23 protein-coding genes are annotated in these 24,229 nt (G+C 61.7%); 14 read left to right on the top strand and 9 right to left on the bottom strand.

Going from position 1 to position 24,229, the window contains the following annotated elements; genetic code table 11:
• Positions 1–5 precede the first annotated feature (5 nt).
• From gspG to AO065_RS18630, 4 genes are all read right to left on the bottom strand, one after another.
• The gene (gspG, locus tag AO065_RS18645; protein WP_004885187.1) at positions 6–437 is read right to left on the bottom strand and encodes a type II secretion system major pseudopilin GspG; all 432 of its coding nucleotides are present in this window, start codon (positions 435–437) and stop codon (positions 6–8) included.
• A gap of 25 nt (positions 438–462) precedes the next feature.
• Entirely contained in the window at positions 463–1,665 is a 1,203-nt protein-coding gene (gspF, locus tag AO065_RS18640; protein WP_004885186.1) for a type II secretion system inner membrane protein GspF, read from the bottom strand.
• Entirely contained in the window at positions 1,662–3,386 is a 1,725-nt protein-coding gene (gene gspE / locus AO065_RS18635; RefSeq protein ID WP_004885185.1) for a type II secretion system ATPase GspE, read from the bottom strand. Before gspE ends, gspF begins: the two co-directional genes overlap by 4 nt.
• 94 nt (positions 3,387–3,480) lie before the next feature.
• The gene (locus tag AO065_RS18630; RefSeq protein WP_004885184.1) at positions 3,481–3,708 is read right to left on the bottom strand and encodes a hypothetical protein; all 228 of its coding nucleotides are present in this window, start codon (positions 3,706–3,708) and stop codon (positions 3,481–3,483) included.
• A gap of 483 nt (positions 3,709–4,191) precedes the next feature.
• Here AO065_RS18630 and AO065_RS18625 point away from each other — a divergent pair, with 483 nt between their 5' ends.
• The gene (locus AO065_RS18625; protein ID WP_032651833.1) at positions 4,192–6,933 is read left to right on the top strand and encodes a beta-glucosidase; all 2,742 of its coding nucleotides are present in this window, start codon (positions 4,192–4,194) and stop codon (positions 6,931–6,933) included.
• A gap of 41 nt (positions 6,934–6,974) precedes the next feature.
• On the opposite strand, the gene AO065_RS18620 is transcribed toward AO065_RS18625, so the two are convergent.
• The 3 genes from AO065_RS18620 to AO065_RS18610 all read right to left on the bottom strand — a co-directional run bounded on the left by AO065_RS18620 (position 6,975) and on the right by AO065_RS18610 (position 9,422).
• Positions 6,975–7,619 (bottom strand): TetR/AcrR family transcriptional regulator, encoded by a 645-nt coding sequence (locus AO065_RS18620; RefSeq protein ID WP_004885182.1) that lies wholly within the window; start codon positions 7,617–7,619, stop codon positions 6,975–6,977.
• Between the two features lie 79 nt (positions 7,620–7,698).
• A complete protein-coding gene (locus AO065_RS18615; protein ID WP_004885181.1) occupies positions 7,699–8,874 on the bottom strand; it encodes an MFS transporter in 1,176 nt (391 codons plus the stop codon).
• A gap of 5 nt (positions 8,875–8,879) precedes the next feature.
• Positions 8,880–9,422 carry a GNAT family N-acetyltransferase gene (locus AO065_RS18610; RefSeq protein WP_004885180.1) on the bottom strand — a complete coding sequence of 181 codons (543 nt, stop codon included), beginning with the start codon at positions 9,420–9,422 and terminating at the stop codon, positions 8,880–8,882.
• 103 nt (positions 9,423–9,525) lie between these two features.
• On the opposite strand from AO065_RS18610, the gene AO065_RS18605 reads away from it, so the two are divergent.
• Positions 9,526–10,416, top strand: coding sequence for a LysR family transcriptional regulator (locus AO065_RS18605; protein WP_004885179.1), 891 nt, complete (start codon positions 9,526–9,528; stop codon positions 10,414–10,416).
• 275 nt (positions 10,417–10,691) lie between these two features.
• Positions 10,692–12,275: an aldehyde dehydrogenase (NADP(+)) gene (locus tag AO065_RS18600; RefSeq protein WP_004885178.1), complete on the top strand. Its 1,584-nt coding sequence runs from the start codon at positions 10,692–10,694 to the stop codon at positions 12,273–12,275.
• A 118-nt stretch (positions 12,276–12,393) separates the two neighbouring features.
• Here the strand turns inward: AO065_RS18600 and AO065_RS18595 are convergent, their stop codons facing one another.
• Positions 12,394–12,975, bottom strand: a complete 582-nt coding sequence (locus AO065_RS18595; RefSeq protein ID WP_004885177.1) for a GNAT family N-acetyltransferase — start codon at positions 12,973–12,975, stop codon at positions 12,394–12,396.
• The gene (locus tag AO065_RS18590; RefSeq protein WP_004885176.1) at positions 12,975–13,529 is read right to left on the bottom strand and encodes an RNA polymerase sigma factor; all 555 of its coding nucleotides are present in this window, start codon (positions 13,527–13,529) and stop codon (positions 12,975–12,977) included. The genes AO065_RS18595 and AO065_RS18590 overlap by 1 nt, the downstream gene beginning before the upstream one ends.
• A gap of 261 nt (positions 13,530–13,790) precedes the next feature.
• On the opposite strand from AO065_RS18590, the gene sctW reads away from it, so the two are divergent.
• The 11 genes from sctW to sctU are packed head-to-tail and all read left to right on the top strand — an operon-like array spanning position 13,791 to position 24,191.
• Positions 13,791–14,900, top strand: a complete 1,110-nt coding sequence (gene sctW / locus AO065_RS18585; RefSeq protein ID WP_004885175.1) for a type III secretion system gatekeeper subunit SctW — start codon at positions 13,791–13,793, stop codon at positions 14,898–14,900.
• Positions 14,897–16,987, top strand: coding sequence for a type III secretion system export apparatus subunit SctV (sctV, locus tag AO065_RS18580; protein WP_004885174.1), 2,091 nt, complete (start codon positions 14,897–14,899; stop codon positions 16,985–16,987). The genes sctW and sctV overlap by 4 nt, the downstream gene beginning before the upstream one ends.
• A gap of 10 nt (positions 16,988–16,997) precedes the next feature.
• Complete coding sequence (locus AO065_RS18575) at positions 16,998–17,927, top strand: FHA domain-containing protein (protein WP_004885173.1); 930 nt, start codon at positions 16,998–17,000, stop codon at positions 17,925–17,927.
• Positions 17,927–19,282 (top strand): FliI/YscN family ATPase, encoded by a 1,356-nt coding sequence (locus AO065_RS18570; protein ID WP_004885172.1) that lies wholly within the window; start codon positions 17,927–17,929, stop codon positions 19,280–19,282. Before AO065_RS18575 ends, AO065_RS18570 begins: the two co-directional genes overlap by 1 nt.
• Positions 19,269–19,733 (top strand): hypothetical protein, encoded by a 465-nt coding sequence (locus tag AO065_RS18565; protein ID WP_004885171.1) that lies wholly within the window; start codon positions 19,269–19,271, stop codon positions 19,731–19,733. The genes AO065_RS18570 and AO065_RS18565 overlap by 14 nt, the downstream gene beginning before the upstream one ends.
• Positions 19,730–20,290: a type III secretion system HrpP C-terminal domain-containing protein gene (locus AO065_RS18560; RefSeq protein ID WP_004885170.1), complete on the top strand. Its 561-nt coding sequence runs from the start codon at positions 19,730–19,732 to the stop codon at positions 20,288–20,290. Before AO065_RS18565 ends, AO065_RS18560 begins: the two co-directional genes overlap by 4 nt.
• Before the next feature lies 1 nt (position 20,291).
• Positions 20,292–21,356: a type III secretion system cytoplasmic ring protein SctQ gene (gene sctQ, locus AO065_RS18555; RefSeq protein WP_004885169.1), complete on the top strand. Its 1,065-nt coding sequence runs from the start codon at positions 20,292–20,294 to the stop codon at positions 21,354–21,356.
• Positions 21,353–22,006: a type III secretion system export apparatus subunit SctR gene (gene sctR, locus AO065_RS18550; protein WP_004885168.1), complete on the top strand. Its 654-nt coding sequence runs from the start codon at positions 21,353–21,355 to the stop codon at positions 22,004–22,006. The genes sctQ and sctR overlap by 4 nt, the downstream gene beginning before the upstream one ends.
• Before the next feature lie 14 nt (positions 22,007–22,020).
• Positions 22,021–22,281 carry a type III secretion system export apparatus subunit SctS gene (sctS, locus tag AO065_RS18545; protein WP_004885167.1) on the top strand — a complete coding sequence of 87 codons (261 nt, stop codon included), beginning with the start codon at positions 22,021–22,023 and terminating at the stop codon, positions 22,279–22,281.
• 1 nt (position 22,282) lies between these two features.
• Positions 22,283–23,080 (top strand): type III secretion system export apparatus subunit SctT, encoded by a 798-nt coding sequence (gene sctT / locus AO065_RS18540; protein ID WP_004885166.1) that lies wholly within the window; start codon positions 22,283–22,285, stop codon positions 23,078–23,080.
• 25 nt (positions 23,081–23,105) lie between these two features.
• Positions 23,106–24,191 carry a type III secretion system export apparatus subunit SctU gene (gene sctU, locus AO065_RS18535; RefSeq protein WP_004885165.1) on the top strand — a complete coding sequence of 362 codons (1,086 nt, stop codon included), beginning with the start codon at positions 23,106–23,108 and terminating at the stop codon, positions 24,189–24,191.
• Positions 24,192–24,229 lie beyond the last annotated feature (38 nt).

Raw genomic sequence — 24,229 nt, 5'->3', positions numbered from 1 at the left:
GGCATTTACTCCCAGTTGCCCAGGTCGGCGCTGTAACCTTCGCCGCCGGGTTGGCCGTCCTGTCCGTAGAAGATCAGGTCGAAGCTGCCATGCTGACCGGGGAAGCGATAACCAAATGCGTGGCCGAACGGGTCTTTCAGGTCCGAAGGCTTGGCGTACGGACCATTCCAGCCTGCGGCATTGCCAGGCTTGTCGGTCAACTGTTGCAAGGTCTTGGGCGGAGAACCGACGTCCAGCGCATAGCTTTCGATCTTCATGCCCAGGCTCGCCAGCTGCGCCTTGCCTGCGCCGTATTTGCCCTTGTCGACGTTGCCGCCCACCTGGCGCACAACGATGGTCGCCACGATGCCCAGCAGCACGATGACCGCGAGCATTTCCAGCAAGGTGAAGCCGCTTTGTCGGCGTGCAGGGGTAAAGCGTGTACGGCTAAGGTTCATCGGGATGGTTTCCTCGTTCATGAATTCAGATATTGCTGGTCAGGCTCATCAGCGGCAGCATGATTGCCAGCATGATCACAGCTACCATGCCTGCCATGACAACCGTGAGCGCCGGGACCAGTGCGGCGAGCATGCGGTCGATGCCGCGCTTGGCTTCGACGTCGAACACGTCGGCCACTTTGAGCAGCATGCTGTCCAGTTCGCCGGCCTGTTCGCCGACTTCGATCATTTGCAGGGCCAGATCGGGCAGCAACGGTTGCGCACCAAACGCGGCCGCCAGCGTGCCGCCTCCTTTTACCGACTCGGCGGCCTGCTCCACCTGCGCCTGCAATGCGCGGTTGGTGCAGACCTGACGGGCAATCACCAGCGCCTGCAACAGGGCGACGCCATTGCTCAACAACGTGCCCAGCGTGCGGGTCAGCCGTGCGGCCTCGATACGTTGCAGCAGCGGGCCGATGACCCGGATGCCCAGCACCCGGCGATCATGACGTTCGCGGCGCTGCGGATCACGCATGCTGATCACCAGTCCCCAGATCAGCACGATCAGACCGGCGAACACCGCCAGCCCGTAACTGCCGAGAAATTGTCCGAGGTTCAGGATCACTTCGGTAATCAACGGGATGGGCACCCCGAGATCCTTGAAAATAGGCACGAACTGCGGCACCACGTACGCCAGCAGCAAGGCCAGCGAACCGAGCACGCCGACCACCAGAAACGCCGGATAGATCAGTGCATTGATCACTTCGCCGCGCAGCAACTGACTGCGCTCCAGATAATCGCTCAATTGACGCAAGGTGCTTTCCAACGCGCCACCGGCCTCGCCTGCGCGAACCATGCTGATATAAAGCGGTGAGAACTGGCTGCCCTCTTCTTCCAGCGCCACGGACAATGGCTTGCCGGCCTTGACCTGCTCGCGAATACGCTCGATCAACGCACGGGTCTGGGGCTGGCCGGGCTGCTTGAGCAGAATGCCAAGCGAGCGTTCCAGTGGTTGCCCTGCGCCGAGCAAGGTCGCCAGTTGCTGGGTGAAGCTGACCAGCGCTGCACCGTTGAGCATGCCGCTGCCCAGCGCACGACGCAGTCCGCCGAGACCTGCACTGTCGACCTGCAAGACCATCAGGCCGCGCTTTTGCAGGGCAGCGACTGCAGCATTCTGATCCCTGGCTTCCAAGGTGCCGTTCTGCGGCGCGCCCTGCGCATCCAGCGCGCGGTACTTGAACAGACTCATGAGCCTTCACCCCGTGTGACGCGCAGCACTTCTTCCAGCGAGGTGACCCCGGCCACCGCCTGACGCAGGCCTTCTTCATGCAGCGTGCGCAAACCACCGCGACGGGCCGCCTCCTCCAGCGTGGACGCATCGGCATGGCGCATGAGCAGGCTGCGCAGCTCTTCATTCATGACCAGCAGTTCGGTGATCGCACTGCGGCCACGATATCCGCCGCCCGGCGCATCGGATCGCGGCCGGTACAGGCGGATCGGGCGTTCGTCGGTGAACCGTTCGAGGCCATGCTCGGCAATCAGCTCAGGCGGCGCTTCGAAGGCTTCGCGGGTTTCCGGGTCAAGGCGACGGACCAGCCGCTGCGCCAGAATGCCGTTGACGGTTGAAGCAATCAGGTAGCTTTCGACGCCCATGTCCAGCAGACGGGTGATACTCGCCGCCGCACTGTTGGTGTGCAGGGTGGAAAGCACCAGGTGACCGGTCAGCGACGACTGAATGGCGATGCGGCAGGTTTCAAGGTCGCGCATCTCACCAATCATGATCACGTCCGGGTCCTGACGCACGATGGAGCGCAGCGCTCCGGCAAAGTCCAGACCGATGGCCGGTTTGACCTGAATCTGATTGATGCCTTCAAGCTGGTATTCCACCGGATCTTCAACGGTGATGATCTTGCGCTCGGAGGTATTGAGCCGTGACAGCGCGGTGTAGAGCGTGGTGGTCTTGCCGGAGCCGGTGGGGCCGGTAACCAGCAGAATACCGTGAGGCCGTTCGAGCACATCGAGAAAGTGGTCGAGGCGCTCGCCGTCGAAACCCAGGCTGGGGAAATCGAAATCGATGGTCTGACGATCCAGCAGACGCATGACCACGGATTCGCCAAAACTGGTCGGCACGGTCGAGACCCGCAGGTCCAGTTCCTTGCCTTGAATACGCAGCATGATCCGCCCGTCCTGCGGCAGGCGGCGCTCGGCGATGTCGAGCCGGGCCATGATCTTCACGCGGGAAATCACTGCCGCAGACGAACTGGACGGCGGCGCTTCGGCCTCGTGAAGCACGCCATCGATGCGGTAACGCACCTTGAGCTGGCTTTCGAACGGCTCGATATGAATGTCAGACGCACGCTGCTCGACGGCGCGTTGCAGAATCAGGTTGACCAGGCGAATGACCGGCGCTTCGGACGCCAGGTCCTTGAGGTGCTCGATGTCCTCCAGCGAGCCGCCTTCGTCGTCGAGGTTCTCGATCAGCGTGCCCATCGCCGAGCGGCCCTGGCCGTAATAACGCTCGATCAGGGTTTCCACTTCGTTGCGTGGACCAACTGAAACCTGCACCGCCACCTCACAGGCGTAGGCAATCGCTTCAAACGGATACAACACGCTGGGGTTGGCGCTCAGCACTTGCACCCCGTCCTCGCCCCAGCCGACCGGCACCACCTGATACTGGCGCATGAACCGCTCGGTCAGCGGGGGCAACGGGTCCAGCATCGGCGGCAGTGCTTCGGCCATTAATAATGGCGCGTTCAACAGTGCGGCCCAAGCCCGTGCAAGCTCGAACTCGGACACCAGCCCGAGGCGTGTCAGCAATCCCAGCAGCTCAGTGCCTTCGGACTCCTGCTGCAAACGCTGGGCGCGCTCCAGATCCTGAGGCTTGAGGCCGGCATTTTCCGTCAGCCAGGCACACACCTGCCCTGCATCGGGGATCAGTATTCGAGTGGCATCGACGGGAATTGGCTGCATGGGCAAGAACATCTACTGCTCGGAGGGACAGGTTCACGACCCTCACCCGCCTTTGAAAGGCACCGCGAGAGCCGTGGTCAGAAGCATCAAACGGTCAGTTTGACTGTTTCTGAGGCGTTGCGTTCTGTGGACGCCCACCTTTTGTGGTTTGAGTCTTCTGCTGCTGCGCCTTTTGCGCCGCTTTTGCATCGGTGGTCTGGGTCATCACGGTCGAATCACTGGCACCCGACGCTGCATCGGTATCAGTCGCTTCGGCTGCGAAAACAGCACCACTCAATGCCAGACCCGCAATCACACCTGCTGCCATGTTGGACAACTTCATAACAATTACTCCACTGGATAAAACAATAAGCCCTCCGACAGGAAGGGCCATTAACGATAAAGATCGGAAAGAACACCACAGTGCCACTACTGGAAACAGAACAGAGACCAGAGCGCACCTGAAAAATCTTAAACCCATCGACCAGTAGGTTTAAGAAGAGTTCCTGAAGTGTAAGAAAAAAACCACAAAAGCAAGAAAAATACGCTTTTGTTTGACATTAACGCCTGAATTTCGACTTAATTGTAACGCTTTGCAAATTCAAAGTGCCATCAATGATAGCGCAGTGATGGCACTTTAAGCAATATAAAACATAATAACTAAAACGTGAAACTTGATTGAAAAAGTCCACGAATCGCACGCTGCAATAACAGCGAAAGTCGCGATTACGGGTCACTGTTGCCTAAAGAAAAGAACACAGCCAGACGCTGAATAATGCGGCTGCCTGTGGGAAAACTTTTAATTGAAATGTCGTTGGAGAGCTGTATGAATAAGCGAAAGATGATGGGTGCGCATTCCGCACTGGCCTTGCTGGCGCTGGCTGTGTCGCAGGTGCATGCTGCTGACGCTTCGACGCTGCAGGCACGGGAAGCCCGTGCTGAAAAAGCGGCACAGAAGACGCTGGACAAGATGACCCAGGAAGAAAAGCTGGCCTATATCGGTGGTACGGGCGGCTGGGATGTGAAACCCCTCTCCAACTACGGCGTGCCGCAGATTCACGGCGCCGACGGCGGTGTCGGTGTGCGTTACACCAGCGAAGGCAACGCGCAGGGCGTGGTTTATCCGTCCGGCCCCAACCTTGCTGCCACCTGGAACCCACGTCGCGCCATCGACCTGGGCCGTGCGCTGGGTTATGACACGGCAGTCGGCGGCTATCAGTTCGTCACCGGCCCTGGCGTCAACCTGTACCGTATGCCCTACGGCGGCCGTGCGTTCGAATACCTGTCCGGTGAAGATCCGTTCCTCGGCGCCAGCCTGGCGCCAGGCGTGATCAACGGTATCCAGTCCCGTGGTGTGTGGGCCAACGCCAAGCACTACGCGGCCAACGACCAGGAAAGCAACCGCTTCAACCTCGACCAGATCATGAGCGAGCGTGTACTGCGCGAAATGTCGCTGCCTGCGTTCGAATCGGCGTCGAAGAACGGCAACGTCGCGATGATGATGTGCGCGTTCCAGAAAGTGAATGGCGAATTCGCCTGCGAAAACGATCACCTGATCAGCCAGATCCTGAAGAAGGAATGGGGCTACAAGGGCTTCGTGCAGAGCGACTACAACGCTGTGGTTCATGGTCTGGACGCCGCTCAGGCGGGCACCGACCTGGACATGATGGGCTTCCAGATGAACAGCACTGTTCTCAAGCCTTACCTGGACAGCGGTGAACTGAGCGCGGCAACCATCGACGACAAGGTCCGTCGCATCCTCAAGCAGATCTACCTGTACAAGTTCGACAGCAAGACCCCGTCGACCCTGCACAACATGAACAGCGCAACCAGCAACAAGGTCGCCCTGAACGCTGCCCGTGAAGGCATCGTGCTGCTCAAGAACCAGAACAACCTGCTGCCGCTGAACAAGCAGAAAGCCAAGCGCATCGCCGTGGTCGGCAACCTGGCCAAGTACGCGCCGCCTACCGGTTTCGGCAGCGCCAATGTCATGGCCAGCCATTACATCAGCGAGCTGAGCGGTCTGCAGCAGATGGCGCCAAACGCCAAGGTTGAATTCATCGACGGCCTGTCGCTGGACCCGACCACCACCACCTGGAGCAGCACTGACCAGGCGGGCAAAGACATCCAGGGCATGAAGGCCGAGTACTTCAGCAATGCCAACTGGTCCGGCGATGCTGCCGTGACCCGTACCGAGCAGCATGTCGATCTGGATTGGGCCAACGACAAGGACCTGCCGTTCGAAAGCAACCTGTCCGGTTCCGACCCGTACACCAGCAAAGGCTCGACCGCAGGCTCGCTCAACGGCGATACCTCTTCGACCTCGATCCGCTACACCGGCAAGATCACACCGACCGAAAGCGGCGAGCAGGTCTTCAAGGTTCGTGCTGACGGCGCCGTGCGCCTGTGGGTCAACGGCAAGCTGATCATCGACAACGGTGACGGCAAGCCGCTGCCGGGCAACAGCATTCCGCCAACCATCCCGGAATTCGCCAAGATCAGCCTGCAGGCGGGTCAGTCCTACGACGTGAAGCTTGAATACTCGCGCCGTGCCGGCTACCTGTCGACCATGGGCGGCCTGGTGGGCGTACAGATGAGCTGGGCGTCGCTGAACGCGCCTCAGGATCTGTCGGCCTACGACGCAGTCGTGGTGGCAGTGGGTAACAGCAGCGAATACGAAGGTGAAGGTTTCGACCACAGCTTCGATCTGCCTGAGTACCAGAGCCAGTTGATCCAGAGCATCGCCAAGGTCAACCCGAACACCGTCGTCACGATGTTTGGCGGTACCGGTCTGAAGATGAGCGACTGGATCGAACAGGTTCCGGTAGCGCTGCACGCGTTCTACCCTGGCCAGAACGGCGGTCAGGCACTGGCTGAAATTCTGTTCGGCAAGGTCAACCCGTCGGGCAAGCTGCCGATCAGTATCGAACGCAACATCGAAGACAACCCGATTTTCGAGACCTTCCCGAAATTCGACAACCAGAACTCGCTGGCCGAAATGAGCTACAAGGATGACCTGATGCTGGGTTATCGCGGCTACGAGAAGAAAGGCATCAAGCCGCTGTATCCGTTCGGCTATGGCCTGTCGTACACCACCTTCGGCTACAGCAACATCAGCGTGACGCCTGGCGTTGCGGTGGGCAACACGCCGATCAAGGTGTCGTTCGACCTGACCAACACCGGCAAGGTGGGCGGTTCGGAAGTGGCGCAGCTGTATGTCGGTCAGCAGAACCCGAAAGTCGAACGCCCGATCAAGGAACTCAAAGGCTACAAGAAGGTGTTCCTCAAGCCGGGTGAAAGCAAGCGCGTGACCATCGAGCTCAACGATCGCTCGCTGGCCTACTTCGACACCAAGACCAACCAGTGGGTGGTCGATGCCGACACCTTCAACCTGTCGCTGGGTGCTTCGTCGCAGGACATTCGCCTGAATGCCAAACTGACCAACTCGTTCCGCCAGGAACTCTCGACCACCACCAGCAACCCGCTGCCACGTTCGGCGCTGAACTCGGTGAACGTCGAGAAGCCACCGGTGAAGACCGGCGGCGTGTTCGATCAGACTGTCGAGTAAGCGTTACGCAGTGACTGAGTGAATCAGGGACAGAACAAGGCTCAAGGACGAGCCCTTACTGCTGCATCGACCTGCGCAATGTAGGCATCGAACGTCTCGACCAGATCCACCCGCTCGGGAAAGCGCAGCCACTGAATCTGCAACCCGTCCATCATCGACAGGATCTGCTGGATCAGCATGTCCAGATCCACATCCGCCCTCACCTCCCCACGCTCAACCAACACCGTGAACTGCGCCAGCAGGTGCGCGTGTATGCGCGCGTAACGGGTCTGGAACCACTCATAAGCGGGCTGGTTGTCCAGCAAACTTTCGGCATTGAGAATCGAGAACGCCCGCACCACGCCGGGTGCAGTCGAGTTGGATTGATTGATCGCACGCAGACCGCCCAGCAGACCGGTCAGGCTGTCGTCCGTACGCACTTGCGCGGCAATGCGCCCGTTGACCTCGTCGCGTCGTTCCAGCACGCCCATCAGCAGGGAAATCTTGCTCGGAAAGTGATGCAGCAATCCGGCAACCGAAATGCCGACGATGGCCGCCACCTTGGCCACCGACGCACCGGTGTAGCCCTCCAGCGAGAACACCTGCAAGGCGGCATCGAGCAGTTCTTCGCGTCTTTTTTCTCCCTTCGGCGCACGTCGTTGCCGAGGTGCCGTGGCAACCGTTTCCCTGGGGTCATGCTGGGTCATATCAGGTTCCTTCTTGAACAGTCGCGTACCCTAACCATTCAGGCAAAAGCTGGCAACGGTATTGACCATGAAGGGTATTTCACACCGGCACGGACAGCCCGGAACGGCAGTGCCGCTGCAGAATCAGCGCCATCAGCAGCGCGACACCACTGATGCCGAGCGACAGCCATAACAGGCCGCGATCACCGGTCGCCTCCTGAACCCGGGCATAGACCCAGGGCGCCGCCGCAGAGAGAAGAAAACCGGGGGCCAGCAGGCGTCCCTGCAAGCGTGCATAGTGATGATGTGCAAAGAGCTCGAACGGCAGACTGGCCCGTAACAACGTGCCCAGCCCGTTCATGGCGCCATAGCCGAAAACAAACAGACAGGCCAGCACCGCCAGCCCCTGGCTGTGCAAGGCCATGACGAAACACAGCGTCATACCGGCCGCGACCCAGACGTTCAGGCCCAAGGCCGACAGGTTCTGCCCCAAGACCCGGCTCATCAGCCGTGCGCAGGTCTGGCCGACGCCCCACAACGCCACCCAGGCCACCGGCACACCGAGACCTGCCAGCAAGGCCGGCAAATGAGCGGAAAGCCCCGCTGACAGGAAACCGATCAACATCATGCACAGCGCATAGCCCGACTGGCGCAGCCAGCTCGCCGTCGCTTCCTCATCGGACATATCATCGGCCGGTGTGGCAACCGGAGCCGCTGCATCGGGCAGTCCGCTCATAAGCAGCCCCCCCAGCAGCGCGAAACCTCCGTAGACCGCTACCGCGCTGCGCCAGCCGAGCGTCTCCAGCAACACATGCCCCAGCGGCCAGAACACGGCTGACGACAGACCGCCCAGCAAGGTGATCTGCACCATCAACGGACGTGAGCGCGCACCGATCAACCCGGCCAGCGCAGCAAACAGCGCGTCGTAAAGCGACAGACGCATGCCGACGCCCAGCACGGCCCAGCCGAAAAACCAGACCGGCACGGTTTCGCACAAGGCCAGCACGCAGCACCCTGCAGCCGCCAGCACGCTGCCCAGTTGCAGCACCTGACGAGCCCCGAGACGCAGGATCAGCCACGAGACTGCGGGCGATACAAAACCCATGACCAGCAACGCCCCCGACAGACCGGAAAACACCCGCTGCCCGCTCCAGCCCAGATCTGCAGCAATGGCATTACCGAACGCACCCGGCAGATAAAACGTGGTGCCCCAGATGATCAACTGCGCCAGTCCCAGCCTGAATACGGCGAACCGGGACAGGTCGGGACTGTGCATGTCAGTCAGACCGTGCGATCAACGGGGAGCGTCGAAGCGCCATCGCCCAGCGCACACTGCATCAGCACGGTGTCCACCCAGCGCCCATGCTTGAACCCCACCGACTCGAACACGCCGACGCGGCGGAATCCGAAGCTTTCGTGCAGGCCGATGGATGCGGCGTTTTCGCTGTTGCCGATCACCGCCACCATCTGCCGCCAGCCACCCTGTTCGCAGTGCCAGATCAGATCACCCAGCAGCGCCCGGCCGATGCCCATGCCGCCCATTCCATCGCGGACATAAACAGAGTCTTCCGCGGTAAAGCGATACGCAGGACGAGGCCGGTAAGGCGTGGCATAGCCATAACCGACCACTTCCCCGGCATGCTCGGCCAACCGGTACGGCAGGCCGTTCTCAAGGACCAGCGCGCGGCGACGCATCAGCTCCTCAACGCTGGGCGGTTCGAGTTCGAAGCTGGAGATGCCATGCAATACGTGGTCGGCATAAATCGCCTGAATGACGGGCATGTCGTCTTCGCGGGCGTCGCGCAATGTAAATATCAGGCTCATGGCAGGCTCTTGGCGGATGTCTGGAAGTGGCCGTAATGATGCGTTCGTCTTAATCATTAAAAAAGCTATGATTAATCATCCACAGCATAAGAAATACTTTGTCATGCGCCGCCTCAACCTCAATCATCTGCACACCTTCTCACTGGTCATCGCTCATGGCAGCTTTTCCGCCGCCGCCGAGCGGCTTCACCTGACGCAGCCTGCAGTGAGCCTGCAAGTGCGGCAGTTGGAAGATCAGTTGAACCTGCGCCTGATCGAGCGGGTGGGCAAACGCTTGAAACCCACCTCGGCGGGCGAGACCCTGTTGCAGCACATTTCGCGCATTGATGCGGTGGTCGAGGACGCGCTGCTTGACCTGTCCAGCCACGCCGACGGCATCGCCGGACAAGTCGCCATCGGCACTGGCGCCACGGCCTGCATTCATTTGCTGCCGCCGTTGTTGCAGACCTTGCGTCGGCGCTTCGCACAACTGGATGTGCGGGTCAGCACCGGCAATACCGACGGCATTCTCAAGGCTGTGGAAGAAAACCGCCTGGACCTGGCGCTCGTCACGCTGCCCGCTTCGGGGCGCAGCCTTGATGTCACCCCGCTGCTCGATGACGAATTCGTGGCCATTTTCGCCAGCAGCTATCAGCCCGTGCCCGGCGCGATGACGCCCGAGCATCTCAGTGAACTGCCACTGGTGGTGTTCGAAGCCGGAAGCAGCACGCGCCTGCTGATCAATGACTGGTACTTACAGGCTGGAATTCGCGTCAAGCCGGTAATGGAGCTGGGCAGCATCGAAGCGATCAAGGAAATGGTCGCGGCCGGACTGGGCTACAGCATCGTGCCACGCATGTCGGTGGCTGCGGTGCATCATCGGCGCGGTCTGCAGGTGCACGCGCTGACGCCGGGTTTGAGCCGTACTCTGGGCATCGTGCTGCGTCAGGACAAGCCGGTCAGCAAGGCACTTCGTCAGGTGCTTGAAGCATTGCATGCCCTGAAAGGGTCATAAACACGGCTCATGATGACCGGAACAGGGTGCTCCTGCCTTATATATAGCCGCAGCCCTGCGGACAGTTGTCGTACCGTCACAAACGCTGCCCGGCAGTTGCATCGGCAGCGACTCAAGTTGTACGATGACTGCCGACTTTCCAGAGACTGGACGGCTGGCCCGCTCGACGACTGCCCGCCAACCCCGAACACCGTAAAGCAACTCGGCAACCCATAAGGAGTGCAAGGCCCCGTAACCGGCGCCCGCCTCCACCTTCAAAACAACAGGAGATACCGATGCCTAACATTCTCGGCCAGAACTTCATCGCTGGCGGCCGCAGCGCTCTGGGCCAAAGCCTGCAAAAAAGTCTGGATGCCACCACCGGCGAAGAACTGCCCTACAGCTTTCATCAAGCCACCGACGGCGAGATCGACGCTGCGGCCCTGGCTGCCAAAAACGCCTTCCCTGAATACCGTCAACTGAGCCCGGCCCGCCGCGCCGAGTTCCTCGACGCCATTGCCGACGAGCTGGACAAGCTGGGTGACGATTTCGTCGCCATCGTCTGCCAGGAAACCGCCCTGCCGCAAATGCGCATCCAGGGTGAGCGCGGTCGTACCAGCGGCCAGATGCGTCTGTTCGCCAAAGTCCTGCGCCGTGGTGACTTCGTCGGTGCGCGCATCGACCAGGCCCTGCCGGACCGCAAGCCACTGCCGCGTGTTGACCTGCGCCAGTACCGCATCGGCGTCGGCCCGGTTGCCGTGTTCGGTGCCAGCAACTTCCCGCTGGCCTTCTCCACCGCTGGCGGCGACACCGCTGCCGCACTGGCCGCCGGTTGCCCGGTGGTGTTCAAGGCCCACAGCGGTCACATGGCCACAGCCGATCTGGTTGCCAGCGCAATCATTCGTGCCGCCGAAGCCACCGGCATGCCGAAAGGCGTGTTCAACATGATCTTCGGCAACGGCGTGGGCGAAGGCCTGGTCAAGCACCCGGCCATCCAGGCTGTCGGCTTCACCGGCTCGCTGAACGGCGGCAACGCCCTGTGCAAAATGGCTGCCGAGCGTCCACAACCGATCCCGGTCTTCGCCGAGATGTCGAGCATCAACCCGGTCATCCTGCTGCCGGGCGCTCTGACTGCGCGTGGCGAAACCGTGGCCAAGGAACTCGCGGCGTCCGTGGTGATGGGTGCCGGCCAGTTCTGCACCAACCCTGGCGTGGTCATTGGTCTACGCTCCCCGGCCTTCTCTTCGTTCCTCGAGCAACTGACCGAGCAGATGGGCAGCCAGGCACCTCAGACCATGCTCAACGCGGGCGGCCTGCGCAGCTACAGCAAGGGCGTCGAGCACCTGCTGTCGCATCCGGGCGTCACCCATCTGGCTGGCAAGCCGCAGGAAGGCAAACAGGCTCAGGCACAGCTGTTCAAGGCTGACGTCAGTCTGCTGCTGAACGGCGATCAACTGTTGCAGGAAGAAGTCTTCGGTCCGACCACACTGGTCATCGAAGTCTCTGACGATGCGCAGCTGAAAGACGCGTTGCAGGCCCTGCGCGGTCAACTGACGGCCACCCTGATCGGCGAACCTGCCGACCTGAGCCAGTACAGCTGGCTGCAACCGCTGCTGGAAGAGAAAGTCGGCCGTATTCTGTACAACGGCTACCCGACTGGCGTTGAAGTATGCGAAGCCATGGTTCACGGCGGCCCCTACCCGGCCACTTCGGACGCACGCGGTACGTCGGTGGGCACGCTGGCTATCGACCGTTTCCTGCGTCCGGTCTGCTACCAGAACCTGGCCGACAACCTGTTGCCGCCTGCGCTGCAGAACGCCAACCCACTGGGTCTGCGTCGCCTGGTCAACGGCGAATGGAGTGATCAGCCGATCGCTTGATCGCTGACAGCTCACTGAAACAAAAAGCGGCGCGACCCGAAAGGGTGGCGCCGTTCTTTTTCATGCGGGGTCTGCACCCCGAAAATCACCGGTGCAGACCCTTGCGTCGCTCAGCGGATCAGACAGCCTCCGAAACGTGAACCTGTACCGGCACATTGTGCGATCCGGTCAGGGGCAGCCCGAACAGCAGCACGTCCGCGCGCTGCTCGCCGAAACGGGCGATGTTCGGCAGGCGCGCCCACAGATGCGCCCCAATGGCCGTCACGATCTTCTGACTCGGCAGGTTGGCCGCCATGATCCAGGCCACCAGATTCTCAAGCCCCACCTGTCGCCCCAACAGCACGGTCGCCTTGCCCAGCACCACACCGATGCCACTGCCATAGTGATCGCCGCGCACGTAGATCGCGGTCTCGCCGGTCTGGAAGCACGCCTGCGTCCCCCAACTGAACCGGTTGATCGACAGCCACCCCAGCACTTCACCCCGCCGTTCATAGACATACACCGGCAGGCCATCGCGCTTGTAGAGGTTGACGTAGAACTTCACCTCTTCGTACGTCATGGGCCGGGTCACAGGAGAATTGGCACCGCTGGCCGCGGTCTCGTTGAAGATACTCATCATTGCCGGCAGATCATCGTCGGTCGATTCGCGAATGCCGCGTGGCAGGCGTTGCAGTGAGTGCCGGTCGACAAAACTGTTCATCAGTGAACCTCCTTGGAATACACGCTGGACTTGAGCTGTCCCCGGGCACGCGCCAGGCGCGAGCGAATGGTGCCGATCGGGACGGCCAGGTGCCGTGCCGCGTCCTGATAACTGACGTCGGCATCGACGACCAGGTCCAATACCGCGCGCATGTCCACCGACAGCTCCTCGATGGCCGCCAGGGTTCGTCCCAATGTGCGTTGCTGATCGCTCAGCATGCTCGGGTCATGACCGTGCTCGAAACTCTCCATTTCGGTATCGGTCAGTTCCATGCGCTGAGGCTGGTTGTAAAACGTCTTGAAGTGGTTCCTGACCAGGTTCGCTGCAATGCCGAACAGCCAGGTTTCAGGTCGTGAGGTGCCCATGAACTTGTGCTGATTGCGCCAGGCTTCCAGATACGTCATCTGCATCAGGTCATCCACGTCGGCCTGATTGAACACGCGTTTGCCGATGAATCCCCTGAGTTTCTTCTCGCTTGTCCTCGCGAGCCCACCCAGATCCAGCGCAATGACTCCAATAACAGTTCCGTCTCGCTGAATGTCTTTCCCTTCCACGTCTATCTCCTGATACGCAGTTGTGATGCCAACAATGGCGACTAAGGGAGAGCAGCGAACGTACCAACCTTTTAGTATTTTTAAATTATTGATAAATAACGTTTTTATCTCGGCGAAAACCCCGTTTTGTGCCAGATATGGCATTCCCGACATAAACGCTGTGCCAGTTGTTGCACAACTTTTTACGGTTCCGCTGCGCAGGAACCAGTTGCCCGCAATCGCCACTCAGGACACACCTGTTCCGAGGCGATAGCGCTGCCCATGAAGATCAATTCCTATATCGACATCCGCCCCGAGCCGGACCTGATCCCGCGCCCGCCGGTGCCTGAAACCAAATCGCTGGTTCCGAAAAATCCATTGCAGGACTCGATGGAAGAAGTGGCGATGAAATTCAGCGAAAGCGTGGAACGCCACAGCAAGGGGCTCGATGAGCGGCATGTGCGTGAAAGCACGAGTTCGCAGCGGGTCGAGCGGGTCGAAAAACTCGCCGAGCTCTACCGCCTGCTCGACAACGCCGATCAGCCCAGCCTGGAACAACAGGCCAGGCGCCTGCAGGGTCAGTTGCAGCAGCAGGGTTCGCTCAAGGATGTGCTTGCCCAGGCTGGCGGCGACCCGACGCGGGCCGACCTGCTGTTGCAACAGGTGGTGCGCATGTCCGCTACCGAAGGCAAGGAAGACACTCACGATCAGGCCATGGCGCTGATCGACGAACTGCGCCTGAGCCACGGCGACAAGATCCGTGCGGGCCTGAACACCGCCAGCGCCATCGCCCTGTTCAGCAGCGATCCCCAGCAACGCAGCGCCATGCGCCTGTTGTATTACAAGGCCATCGTCGGTCAGCAACCGCTGGCCAGTCTGCTGGAGTCGCTGCTGGAGCGCTTCAACGAGGATCAGTTCGCACGCGGCCTGCGCACCCTGCAACGGGCACTGGCCGATGACATCGCCGCCCTCGCCCCGTCGATACCGGGCGCTGCCCTGCGGGCCATGCTGCGCGGCCTGGGGGCCAGCGGACAGTTGAACAACCTGATCAAGACGTGCCTGGCGCTGTTGCAACGCCTGGCGCATAAGGCGCCCGGCAGCAACATGACCCCACTGGCCATGAGCAAGCGGGTACTGCGCTTCTGCGGTAATGGTTTCTTTGCCCGCGACCTGACGCTGTTGGCCGAGGAAACCATCGGCCGCACGCCCACGCTCCAGCCGCTGTTCTTCAACGGCTTGTACCCGCTGCTGCAGAACCTGCCGCTGACACTGTGGAAAGACCTCAAGACCCGACAGAACGGCCTGCGTCTGCTGCAGGGCCTGATGGATGAAATGGCGCGCCACGAACGCAAGGCGCTGGGCATGGACGATGTCGGGAGAGTGTCAGGATGAACGGCATTATTCACCTGCTCAACCGCTTGGCACTGGCGGTGATGGGCCGCACTGAAATCGTCGGCGCAGTGATGGTCATGGCCATCGTCTTTATGATGATTCTGCCCCTGCCGACCTGGCTGGTGGACGTGCTGATCGCACTGAACATCTGCATCTCGTCACTGCTGATCGTGCTGGCGATGTACCTGCCACGTCCACTGGCCTTCTCGACCTTTCCGGCCGTGCTGCTGCTGACCACCATGTTTCGTCTTTCGCTGTCGATCGCCACGACCCGTCTGATCCTGCTGCAACAGGACGCCGGACACATTGTCGAAGCCTTCGGCAGCTTCGTGGTGGGCGGCAACCTGGCGGTCGGTCTGGTGATCTTTCTGATTCTGACCATCGTCAACTTTCTGGTCATCACCAAGGGCTCGGAACGGGTGGCCGAGGTGGCTGCGCGCTTCACGCTGGACGCCATGCCAGGCAAACAGATGTCCATCGACAGCGACCTGCGGGCCAACCTGATCAACGTGCGCGAAGCCCGGCACCGACGTGAACAGTTGTCCAAGGAAAGCCAACTGTTCGGTGCCATGGACGGCGCGATGAAGTTCGTCAAGGGCGACGCCATTGCCGGTCTGGTCATCGTGTTCATCAACCTGATCGGCGGCTTCTCGATAGGCGTGCTGCAGAACGGCATGGAGGCCGGTGACGCGATGCACCTGTATTCGGTGCTGACCATCGGCGACGGTCTGATTGCACAGATTCCGGCCCTGCTGATCTCGCTGACAGCGGGCATGATCATTACCCGCGTCGCGCCCGACAGCCAGACGGCCGACGCCAACATCGGTCATGAAATTGCCGAGCAGCTCACCAGCCAGCCCAAGGCATGGGTCTTTTCATCCATTGGCATGATGGGGTTCGGGCTCATTCCGGGCATGCCGACGGTGGTTTTTGCCTGTATAGCCCTGCTGTGCCTGTTCAGCGGTCTGATCCAGCTCTGGCGCATCCGCCAGAAAGAACTGCATCAGGACAGCATCGGCGCAGCCAGCAAAGGCGCGCCGGAGCTGAACGGACGCGAAGACATTCGCCGTTTCAACCCGTCACGGGCCTATCTGCTGCAATGCCATTCCAGCCATCAGGGTACGGCGGAGCTCGACAGGCTGATACAGGGCATTCGCCAGCGCCGCAACACGCTGGTGCACAACTTCGGCCTGACGCTGCCCTCGTTCGACATGGAGTTCGCCGACCACTTCGAGCCTGATGAATTCCGCTTCTGCGTCTACGAAGTGCCATTCATTCGCGCCACCTTCACCAACGCGCGGCTGGCGGTCGATCATCGGGAAATCGATGAGGACGCCGGTGAGCCGGGCCGTGTCGAACGCGATGAGACTCGCTGGGTCTGGGTGGACATCGATGATCCGCTGCTCAAGGAAGAAGAGCACGCTGGCGTGTCTTCGCTGGAGCTGATCCTGGAACGCATGAGCCGAGCCTTTCAGGCCACCGGACCGCAATTCATCGGCCTGCAGGAGAGCAAGGCCATCCTCAGCTGGCTGGAAAGCGAGCAGCCGGAACTGGCGCAGGAGCTGCAGCGCACCTTGCCGCTGGCCCGTTTCGCCGCCGTTCTGCAACGCCTGTCCGCCGAGCTGGTGTCCCTGCGTTCGGTCAGGCCGATCGCCGAAACCCTGATCGAGCAGGGCCAGCACGAGCGCGACCTCAACGCGCTGACCGATCACGTGCGCATCGCCCTCAAGGCCCAGATCTGCCACCAGCACTGTGAAGAGAACACGCTGCATACCTGGTTGGTGACGCCGGAAACCGAAGTGCTGCTGCGCGACTCCCTGCGCCAGACCCAGAACGAATCCTATTTTGCCCTCGAACCGGAGCTGGGCAACGCGCTGGTGGAACAACTGCGCGAAGCCTTTCCGCTGCAAGCCAGCCCCCGACCGGTCCTGCTGGTGGCGCAGGACCTGCGCAGCCCTCTGCGCAGCCTGCTGACCGACCAGTTCCACCATGTTCCCGTGCTGTCCTTCGCCGAGCTGATCCCCACGGTTCAGGTCCAGGTGCTGGGGCGGATCGACCTGCAAGAAACCTACGACCTGATGGCCTGACGGAGCACCCATGGAAACCGACAAACTTTACGAATTGCGGGTCCTGACCGGGCTGCATCGCGGCGCAGCACTGCCCCTCAACGGCGAGCAGTGGAGCATTGGCTCGTCTGCCGGTGCAGACCTTGCACTCTATGATCCGGGCATCAAGAACCGGCACTGCACGCTGCGACTGGTCGATGAAACGTGGTCGCTGGCCAGCAGTGAGGGGCCGGTCACCGACAGTGAAGGCCACAAGGTCGAGGCCATCAGTCAACTGGAGCCCGGCACGCCGTTCGCCGTCAACGGCGTGTGGCTGTCGGTGATCAGCGCCAACACCGAATGGCCCGCCGAGGACGATGAAGACACGCCTCAGGCAACGGAAGAAGCTGAACCGCAGCCCGCGATGCTCAGCGCCGAGCGCGACGCACAACCGCTCAAACCTCCCCGTTCGCTGCTGGGACCCATGCTGTTGGTCGCGTCATTGCTGGTATTCGTGGGCGCCTTGATGTGGCTGCTCAAGCGCGAAGACCCTGCGCCGCCCGCGCCGCAGAAACCGTCTCGGGTCGTGCTCAAGGACGCCACCGAGGTCAAGAACGTACTGCTCAAAATGCTCACCGAGCGCGAGCTGCAGAAGCGGGTCACGATTGCGGAAGAACAGGGCAAGCTTTTTCTGCACGGCGACTTTGACGAGGATGATCTGCTGCAGTCCACCTCGCGCATGCTGCTGCGTTTCGAACGTCAGTACAGCAGCCCGATCCAGGTGCTGAATGCGCTGCCCACGGCGACCGCCGAGCTGCCGTTCACCATCATCCAGATCAGCAATACACGGCTGGCAAGCATCCTCACCAGCGACGGTCGTCGGCTGTTTCTGGGCGACGAAGTCGATGGCATGCGCTTCGTGGACATCAACGAGCACAAGCTGGTATTCGAAGGCGAACGTCGTGTCGAGGTGAGCTGGTGATGGAGGCTGCGCTAGCACGTCTCGAGTCATGGCGACAGGCCCAGAGCGAGCGTCTGTCGCACTGCGCGCCGGTGCAGATCCGCGGCCGGATCGCTGGCGTCAACGGCATTCTGCTCAACAGCTACATGCCACGGGCGAGGATCGGTGATCTATGTGAAATCAGCCGGGCCGATGGCAGCGAGGTGATGGCTGAAATCGTCGGTTTCGACCGGCAGCACACCTTGCTGGCTGCGCTGGGACCGCTGGACGGCATCGCCATCGGCGCACCGGTCAGGCCGCTGTTTCAGCCGCACAGCCTAGTGGTCGGCGAGTTTCTTCTGGGCGCGGTGCTCGATGGCTTCGGCCGCTCGCTCAGTGGCGACGGCCCTTCGGCCTTCGCCCTGTCGGGTGCCGTGGGTGCACAACCGGTGATCCGCGATGCCCCGCCCGCCACCGAACGGCCCAGAATCGATACGCCACTGTCCACCGGGCTGCGCTCCATTGACGGCTTGCTGACACTGGGCGAAGGACAACGTGTTGGCATCTTTGCCGGTGCCGGGTGCGGCAAGACCACCCTGTTGGCCGAGATGGCGCGCAACACGCCGTGCGAGGCCATCGTGTTCGGCCTGATCGGCGAGCGGGGCCGTGAGCTGCGCGAATTCCTCGACCATGAGCTGGACGAAGAGCTACGCCAGCGCACCGTGCTGGTCTGCTCCACCTCGGACCGCAGCAGCATGGAACGCGCCCGCGCAGCGTTCACCGCCACCGCGATTGCCGAAGGTTTTCGCCAGCAGGGCAAATCGACCCTGCTGATCATCGACTCCCTGACCCGCTTCGCCCGGGCACAACGCGAGATCGGTCTGGCCAGCGGCGAACCGGCCGGACGCGGCGGCCTGCCGCCCTCGGTCTACAGCCTGCTGCCACGCCTGGTGGAGCGCGCCGGCCGCACCCACGATGCGGCGATCACGGCGCTGTATTCGGTCCTGATCGAACAGGACTCGATGAACGACCCCATCGCCGACGAAGTGCGCTCGCTGCTCGACGGCCACATCGTGCTTTCGCGCAAGCTGGCCGAGCGCGGCCACTACCCGGCGGTGGACATTCTCACCAGTCTCAGCCGGACCATGAGCAATGTGGTGGGAACCGAACAGGTCCACGGTGCCACACAGGTACGCAGACTGATGGCGGCTTATCAGCAGGTAGAAATGCTGATCAAGCTGGGCGAGTACCAGCCGGGTAACGACCCGCTGACCGATTTTGCCGTGCAGTCCCGTGACCGGATCATGGGCTTTCTTCAGCAGTCGCTGCGTGACCCGGTGTCGCTCGATGAAACCCTGGACCACCTCATACAGGTAACTGCCGATGTCCCACGATGAACATGATTCGCAGGATTCAGCCAACGACGCGCAACTCAATGGCCTTGGCGAAACGCTGGACGTCCTGGCGCCGATTCGCCGCCACAGGCTGACCCTGGCCGAACAGGCCTGGCGACGCCAGAGTCAGGTGCTCGCGGCCCTGCATGCCCGCCTGCTGAGCATGACTGACGAGCTTGAGGCGCTGCGTGAGGCGCACCGCCACTCTCGCATCGAACAGCGCGAACGGCATGCGCACCGCGCACTGCCGCTCAGTGAGATGAACGACTGGCTGGCCGCCGAGCGTCAGGCGATCCGGCAGATCGAACGCAGTGAAAAGCAACTGAGCGACCTGCAGCATGAGCATCAGCAGCAAAAGCTCTGGGCCGAAGACAGCCAGCGCGAATTGCGCAAACGTCAGCGCGATGTGGAGAAGCTGGACTTCCTCGTCGATCTGGCACGGGAGGCGTCATGACCGCAAAGCCTGCCCTTCACAAACCGGTGCCGCCGCGCCCACCAGAGCCCAAGCCTCGCGCGACCGGCAGCTCCGGCAACGAGACAGCCCAGCCAACGACCCGCTTCGAACGTCGCGAGCATGAACCCAGCGAAACCCGTCACGAAGGTGACTTGTTCGAAGCCATGATGAGCGCGCCGAACGATATCGGTTTCTGGGGCGGTGCCGACCTGCCACAGACGTTGCCCGATCCCTGGCGCGACGGTGAGCGACAGGGCGGACATGCAGGGACACCGCCCTCCCCGGTAACACCCTTGTGGGACCCGCTGATCGAACCGATCGAAGAGCACCTCAACGCCGACGACCAGATGCCCATGGAAGCGACCTTTGAACTGCCCGAACTGGGCAAGGTGATCGTGCAGGTGGTGCCGCGTGCCGACGGGCTGGACATCGCACTGCGCTTTGCAAGAGACGTTGCCTTGCAGCGTTGCCAGGAATATCGCGAGGCCAGCCGTGAGTGGCTCAGCCAGCGACTCGGCCGCCGCATACGCCTCACCCTCGGACAGGCAGACCAGTGACATGAATGCACATGCACTTGATTTACGCGCCATCAGCAACGCCGAGGCCAGCGCCCGGAAACGAATCGGCAGCGGGCTGAGCCTGCCATTCGAACTGGATCAGCAGCAAGGCTGGCTGGACCTGCGCCTGAGCGCGTCACCAAACCCGGCACGCCATGAAAGCCAGCTGGACAGCGCGGCCGGTGCCTTGCGACTGACCGAGGCTGAAGCCCTGCTGGGACTGCTCTCCAGTTGCCCTGCCCTAATGCCGCAAGCGGATTCGGCCAACGATGAACATCACTGGTACTGGCAGTTGTACAACCACTACCTGAGCCCGGAACTGCAGGACCTGTTTGGCGACCTGCAGCCCCTCGATGCACCACCGACGACGGGGCTGGACTGCCTGCTGCAGGCAAGGATCAACGGCCTGCGGGTCAGCGCACGCCTGTCTGCGCAGCCCGCGACGCTGCTTGACCTTCTCGACCGAGGCCAATGGCAGGCTGAATCTGCCGCCATGCCGTGGCAATGGCCGATCAGCGTACCGCTGCTGCTGGGTCATCTGAACCTGAGCCCTTCGCAACTGGCCAGTCTGCGCCCGGGCGATGTGCTGTTGCCTGATCACTCGCTGTTCACACCGGACGGCCAGGGCACCCTGCAACTGGGCGGGTGCCGCTTGAGTCTGGCCCAGACCAGCGCCGACGCGCTGTGCTTCACCCTCACCGAACTGGAGCAAATCCCCATGAACGCCACGATCGACCACTTCTCCGCCGCCGACGATCACCCGCTGCACCTGGACGATATCGACGAGCACGAGCACGACCCGGAAGCAGACAGCACCGACGCCAACGAAGACGGCCTGCAGCGTTTCAATGACCTGAGCATGGCGCTGACAGTGCGGGCAGGCAACCTCTCCCTGAGTCTGGGGCAATTGCGCTCGCTGGCTGTGGGTTCGGTGCTGACCTTCAACGGCTGCACGCCCGGCCACGCCATGCTGCACCATGGCGAACGGGTTCTGGCGCACGGCGAACTGGTCGACGTCGAAGGCCGCCTGGGTCTGCAGATCACGCGCATGGAAGCGCTGCGGTGAACCTGCAGGATGCCAATCCACTGACGCTGGCGCTGTTTCTCGGCGCCCTGTCACTGGCGCCCCTGCTGATGATCATCTGCACCGCGTTCCTGAAAATCGCCATGGTGCTGCTGATCACGCGCAACGCCATCGGCGTCCAGCAGGCGCCGCCCAACATGGCCCTGTACGGCATCGCTCTGGCCGCCACGCTGTTCATCATGGCGCCGGTGTTCAGTGAAATGGGTGACCGGGTCAAAAAGCTGCCCGAGCACCTGGACACGTTCGCGGCCATGGAAAGCGCCGGCAAGCATGTGGTGGAGCCCTTGCGCACCTTCATGACGCGCAATCTGGACCCTGACATCCAGACCCACCTGCTGGAAAACACCCAGCGCATGTGGCCCAAGGAAATGGCCGACAAGGCCAGCCGCGACGACCTGCTGCTCGTGGTCCCGGCCTTTGTGCTGTCCGAGCTGCAGGCCGGTTTCCAGATCGGCTTTCTGATCTACATCCCGTTCATCGTCATCGACCTGATTGTCTCGAACATTCTGCTGGCGCTGGGCATGCAGATGGTTGCCCCCATGACCATTTCGCTGCCGTTGAAAATTCTGCTGTTCGTGCTGGTGGATGGCTGGACGCGCCTGCTCGACGGACTCTTCTACAGCTACATGTGATCGCGCGAGGCACTATGGAAACCCTGACGCTGTTCAAGCAGGCGATGATGCTGGTCGTGGTGCTGTCTGCGCCGCCGCTGATCGTGGCCGTCGTGGTCGGCGTCATCACCTCGCTGCTCCAGGCGGTGATGCAGTTGCAGGATCAGACCCTGCCGTTCGCCATCAAGCTGGTCGCCGTCGGGCTGGCGCTGGCGCTGACCGGGCGCTGGATCGGCATCGAGTTGATGCAACTGGCCTATCTGTCATTCAGCATGATCAGCCAGACGAGGGCCTGACATGTTCGAGCCCGCGTTCAAGGAACTCAGTGAAACGATCATTGCACTGACCATCGGCATGGCGCGTCTGTACCCCTGTCTGTTTCTGATTCCGGCGTTTGCGTTCACCGAGCTCAAAGGCATGCTGCGCCACGCCATCGTGCTGGCACTGGCGCTGATTCCGATGCCTGCCATTCGCATGGGACTGACCGGGCATGAGCTCGACTGGCTGGATCTCTGCGCCCTGCTGCTCAAGGAAAGCGTAATCGGCCTGCTGCTGGGCCTGTTGCTGGCCATGCCGTTCTGGCTGTTCGAATCGATCGGCTGCCTGTTCGACAACCAGCGCGGCGCGCTGGTCGGCGGGCAGATCAACCCGGCATTGGGCGACAACACGTCGGAGCTGGGCCACATGCTCAAGCAGGTGCTGATCCTGCTGATGATCCTCGGCGGTGGCTATGCCAGCCTGACGCAGATCATGTGGGACAGCTACCTCGTATGGCCCGCCACGCAATGGGTGCCGGTGACCGGAGCAGCCGGTTTCGAGGTGTACCTCAAGCTGGTGGCCAGTACCTTCCGCTTCATGGTGCTGTATGCCGCGCCGCTGGTGGGTCTGCTGCTGATGATCGAATTCGGCATGGCGATTCTCAGCCTGTACAGCCCGCAGCTTCAGGTGTCGACCCTGGCAATGCCTGCAAAGAGCCTGGCCGGTCTGTTTTTTCTGGTGCTGTACATGCCCATGCTGACGCTGCTCGGCGAAGGCCGCCTGGCCGATCTGAGCGACTTGCGGCATCTGCTGCCGCTGATGCTGCACACCCCCTGAAGCCCTGCCTGCCGGACCTTGAGCCATGAGCGAAAAAACCGAAGAACCCACCCAGAAAAAGCTCGACGACGCGCGCAAGAAGGGTCAGGTCGGGCAAAGCCAGGATGTACCCAAGCTGTTCATTTTCGCAGCGCTGATGGAGATGATTCTGGGTCTGGTGGATGGCGGCATGTCGCGCCTCAAGGCCTTGATAGCCCTGCCCCTGACCGAACTGGACCGGCCGTTCAATGCCGCGCTTGGCGAAGTGCTGACCAAGGCGGGCTGGGAGCTGTTGCTGTTCATGCTACCGGTGCTGGGGATTGCCGCCGCCATGCGACTGGCGGGCGGCTGGGTGCAGTTCGGCCCCCTGTTCGCAACCGACTCGCTGAAGCTGGATTTCGAGCGCCTGAACCCGATCAACCAGTTCAAGCAGATGTTCTCCTCCAGGCAGCTGTTCAACCTGTTCAACAGCCTGTGCAAGGCCGTGATGATCACCTGCGTGCTCTACGTGCTGCTGCCTCCGGCGCTGGGCGATTTGATCGGTCTTGCCCGCACCGACCTGGACAGTTACTGGATGGCGCTGGTCGAGCTGTTCACTCACCTGTCGCGGACCTGCCTGGGGTTGCTGCTGGTGCTGGCAGGATTGGACTTCGCACTGCAGAAGTACTTCTTCGTCAAGGGCCAGCGAATGAGCCACGAGGACATCCGCAAGGAATACAAGGAGTCCGAAGGCGACCCGCACATGAAATCCCATCGCAAGGCGCTGGCCCGTGAAATCACTGACCAGCCCGGCAGCGCAGCACCCGCCAGGGCACCGGTGGAGGATGCCGACATGTTGCTGGTCAACCCGACGCACTTTGCCGTGGCCCTGTTCTACCGTCCGGATCAGACGCCGCTGCCACGCATCATCTGCAAGGGCCGCGATGCCGAAGCCCGCGAACTGATCGAGCGCGCTCGCGAGGCCGGTGTGCCGGTGGTGCGTTTTGTCTGGCTGGCGCGAACGCTGTACCGCGAGAACGTCGGCCAGTTCATCCCGCGCGCCACTCTGCAGGCAGTGGCCCAGGTGTATCGCCTGCTGCGGGAAATGGACGAGCAGCTCAAGGGTGATGTGATCGAAATGCCGCATTACTGAGGACGCGGAACCAGTTCGGCGCGCACTCCACTCAGGGC

Source organism: Pseudomonas viridiflava (assembly GCF_001642795.1).
GTDB lineage: Bacteria > Pseudomonadota > Gammaproteobacteria > Pseudomonadales > Pseudomonadaceae > Aquipseudomonas > Aquipseudomonas viridiflava.
This window is presented reverse-complemented; position numbering and strand designations above follow the sequence as displayed.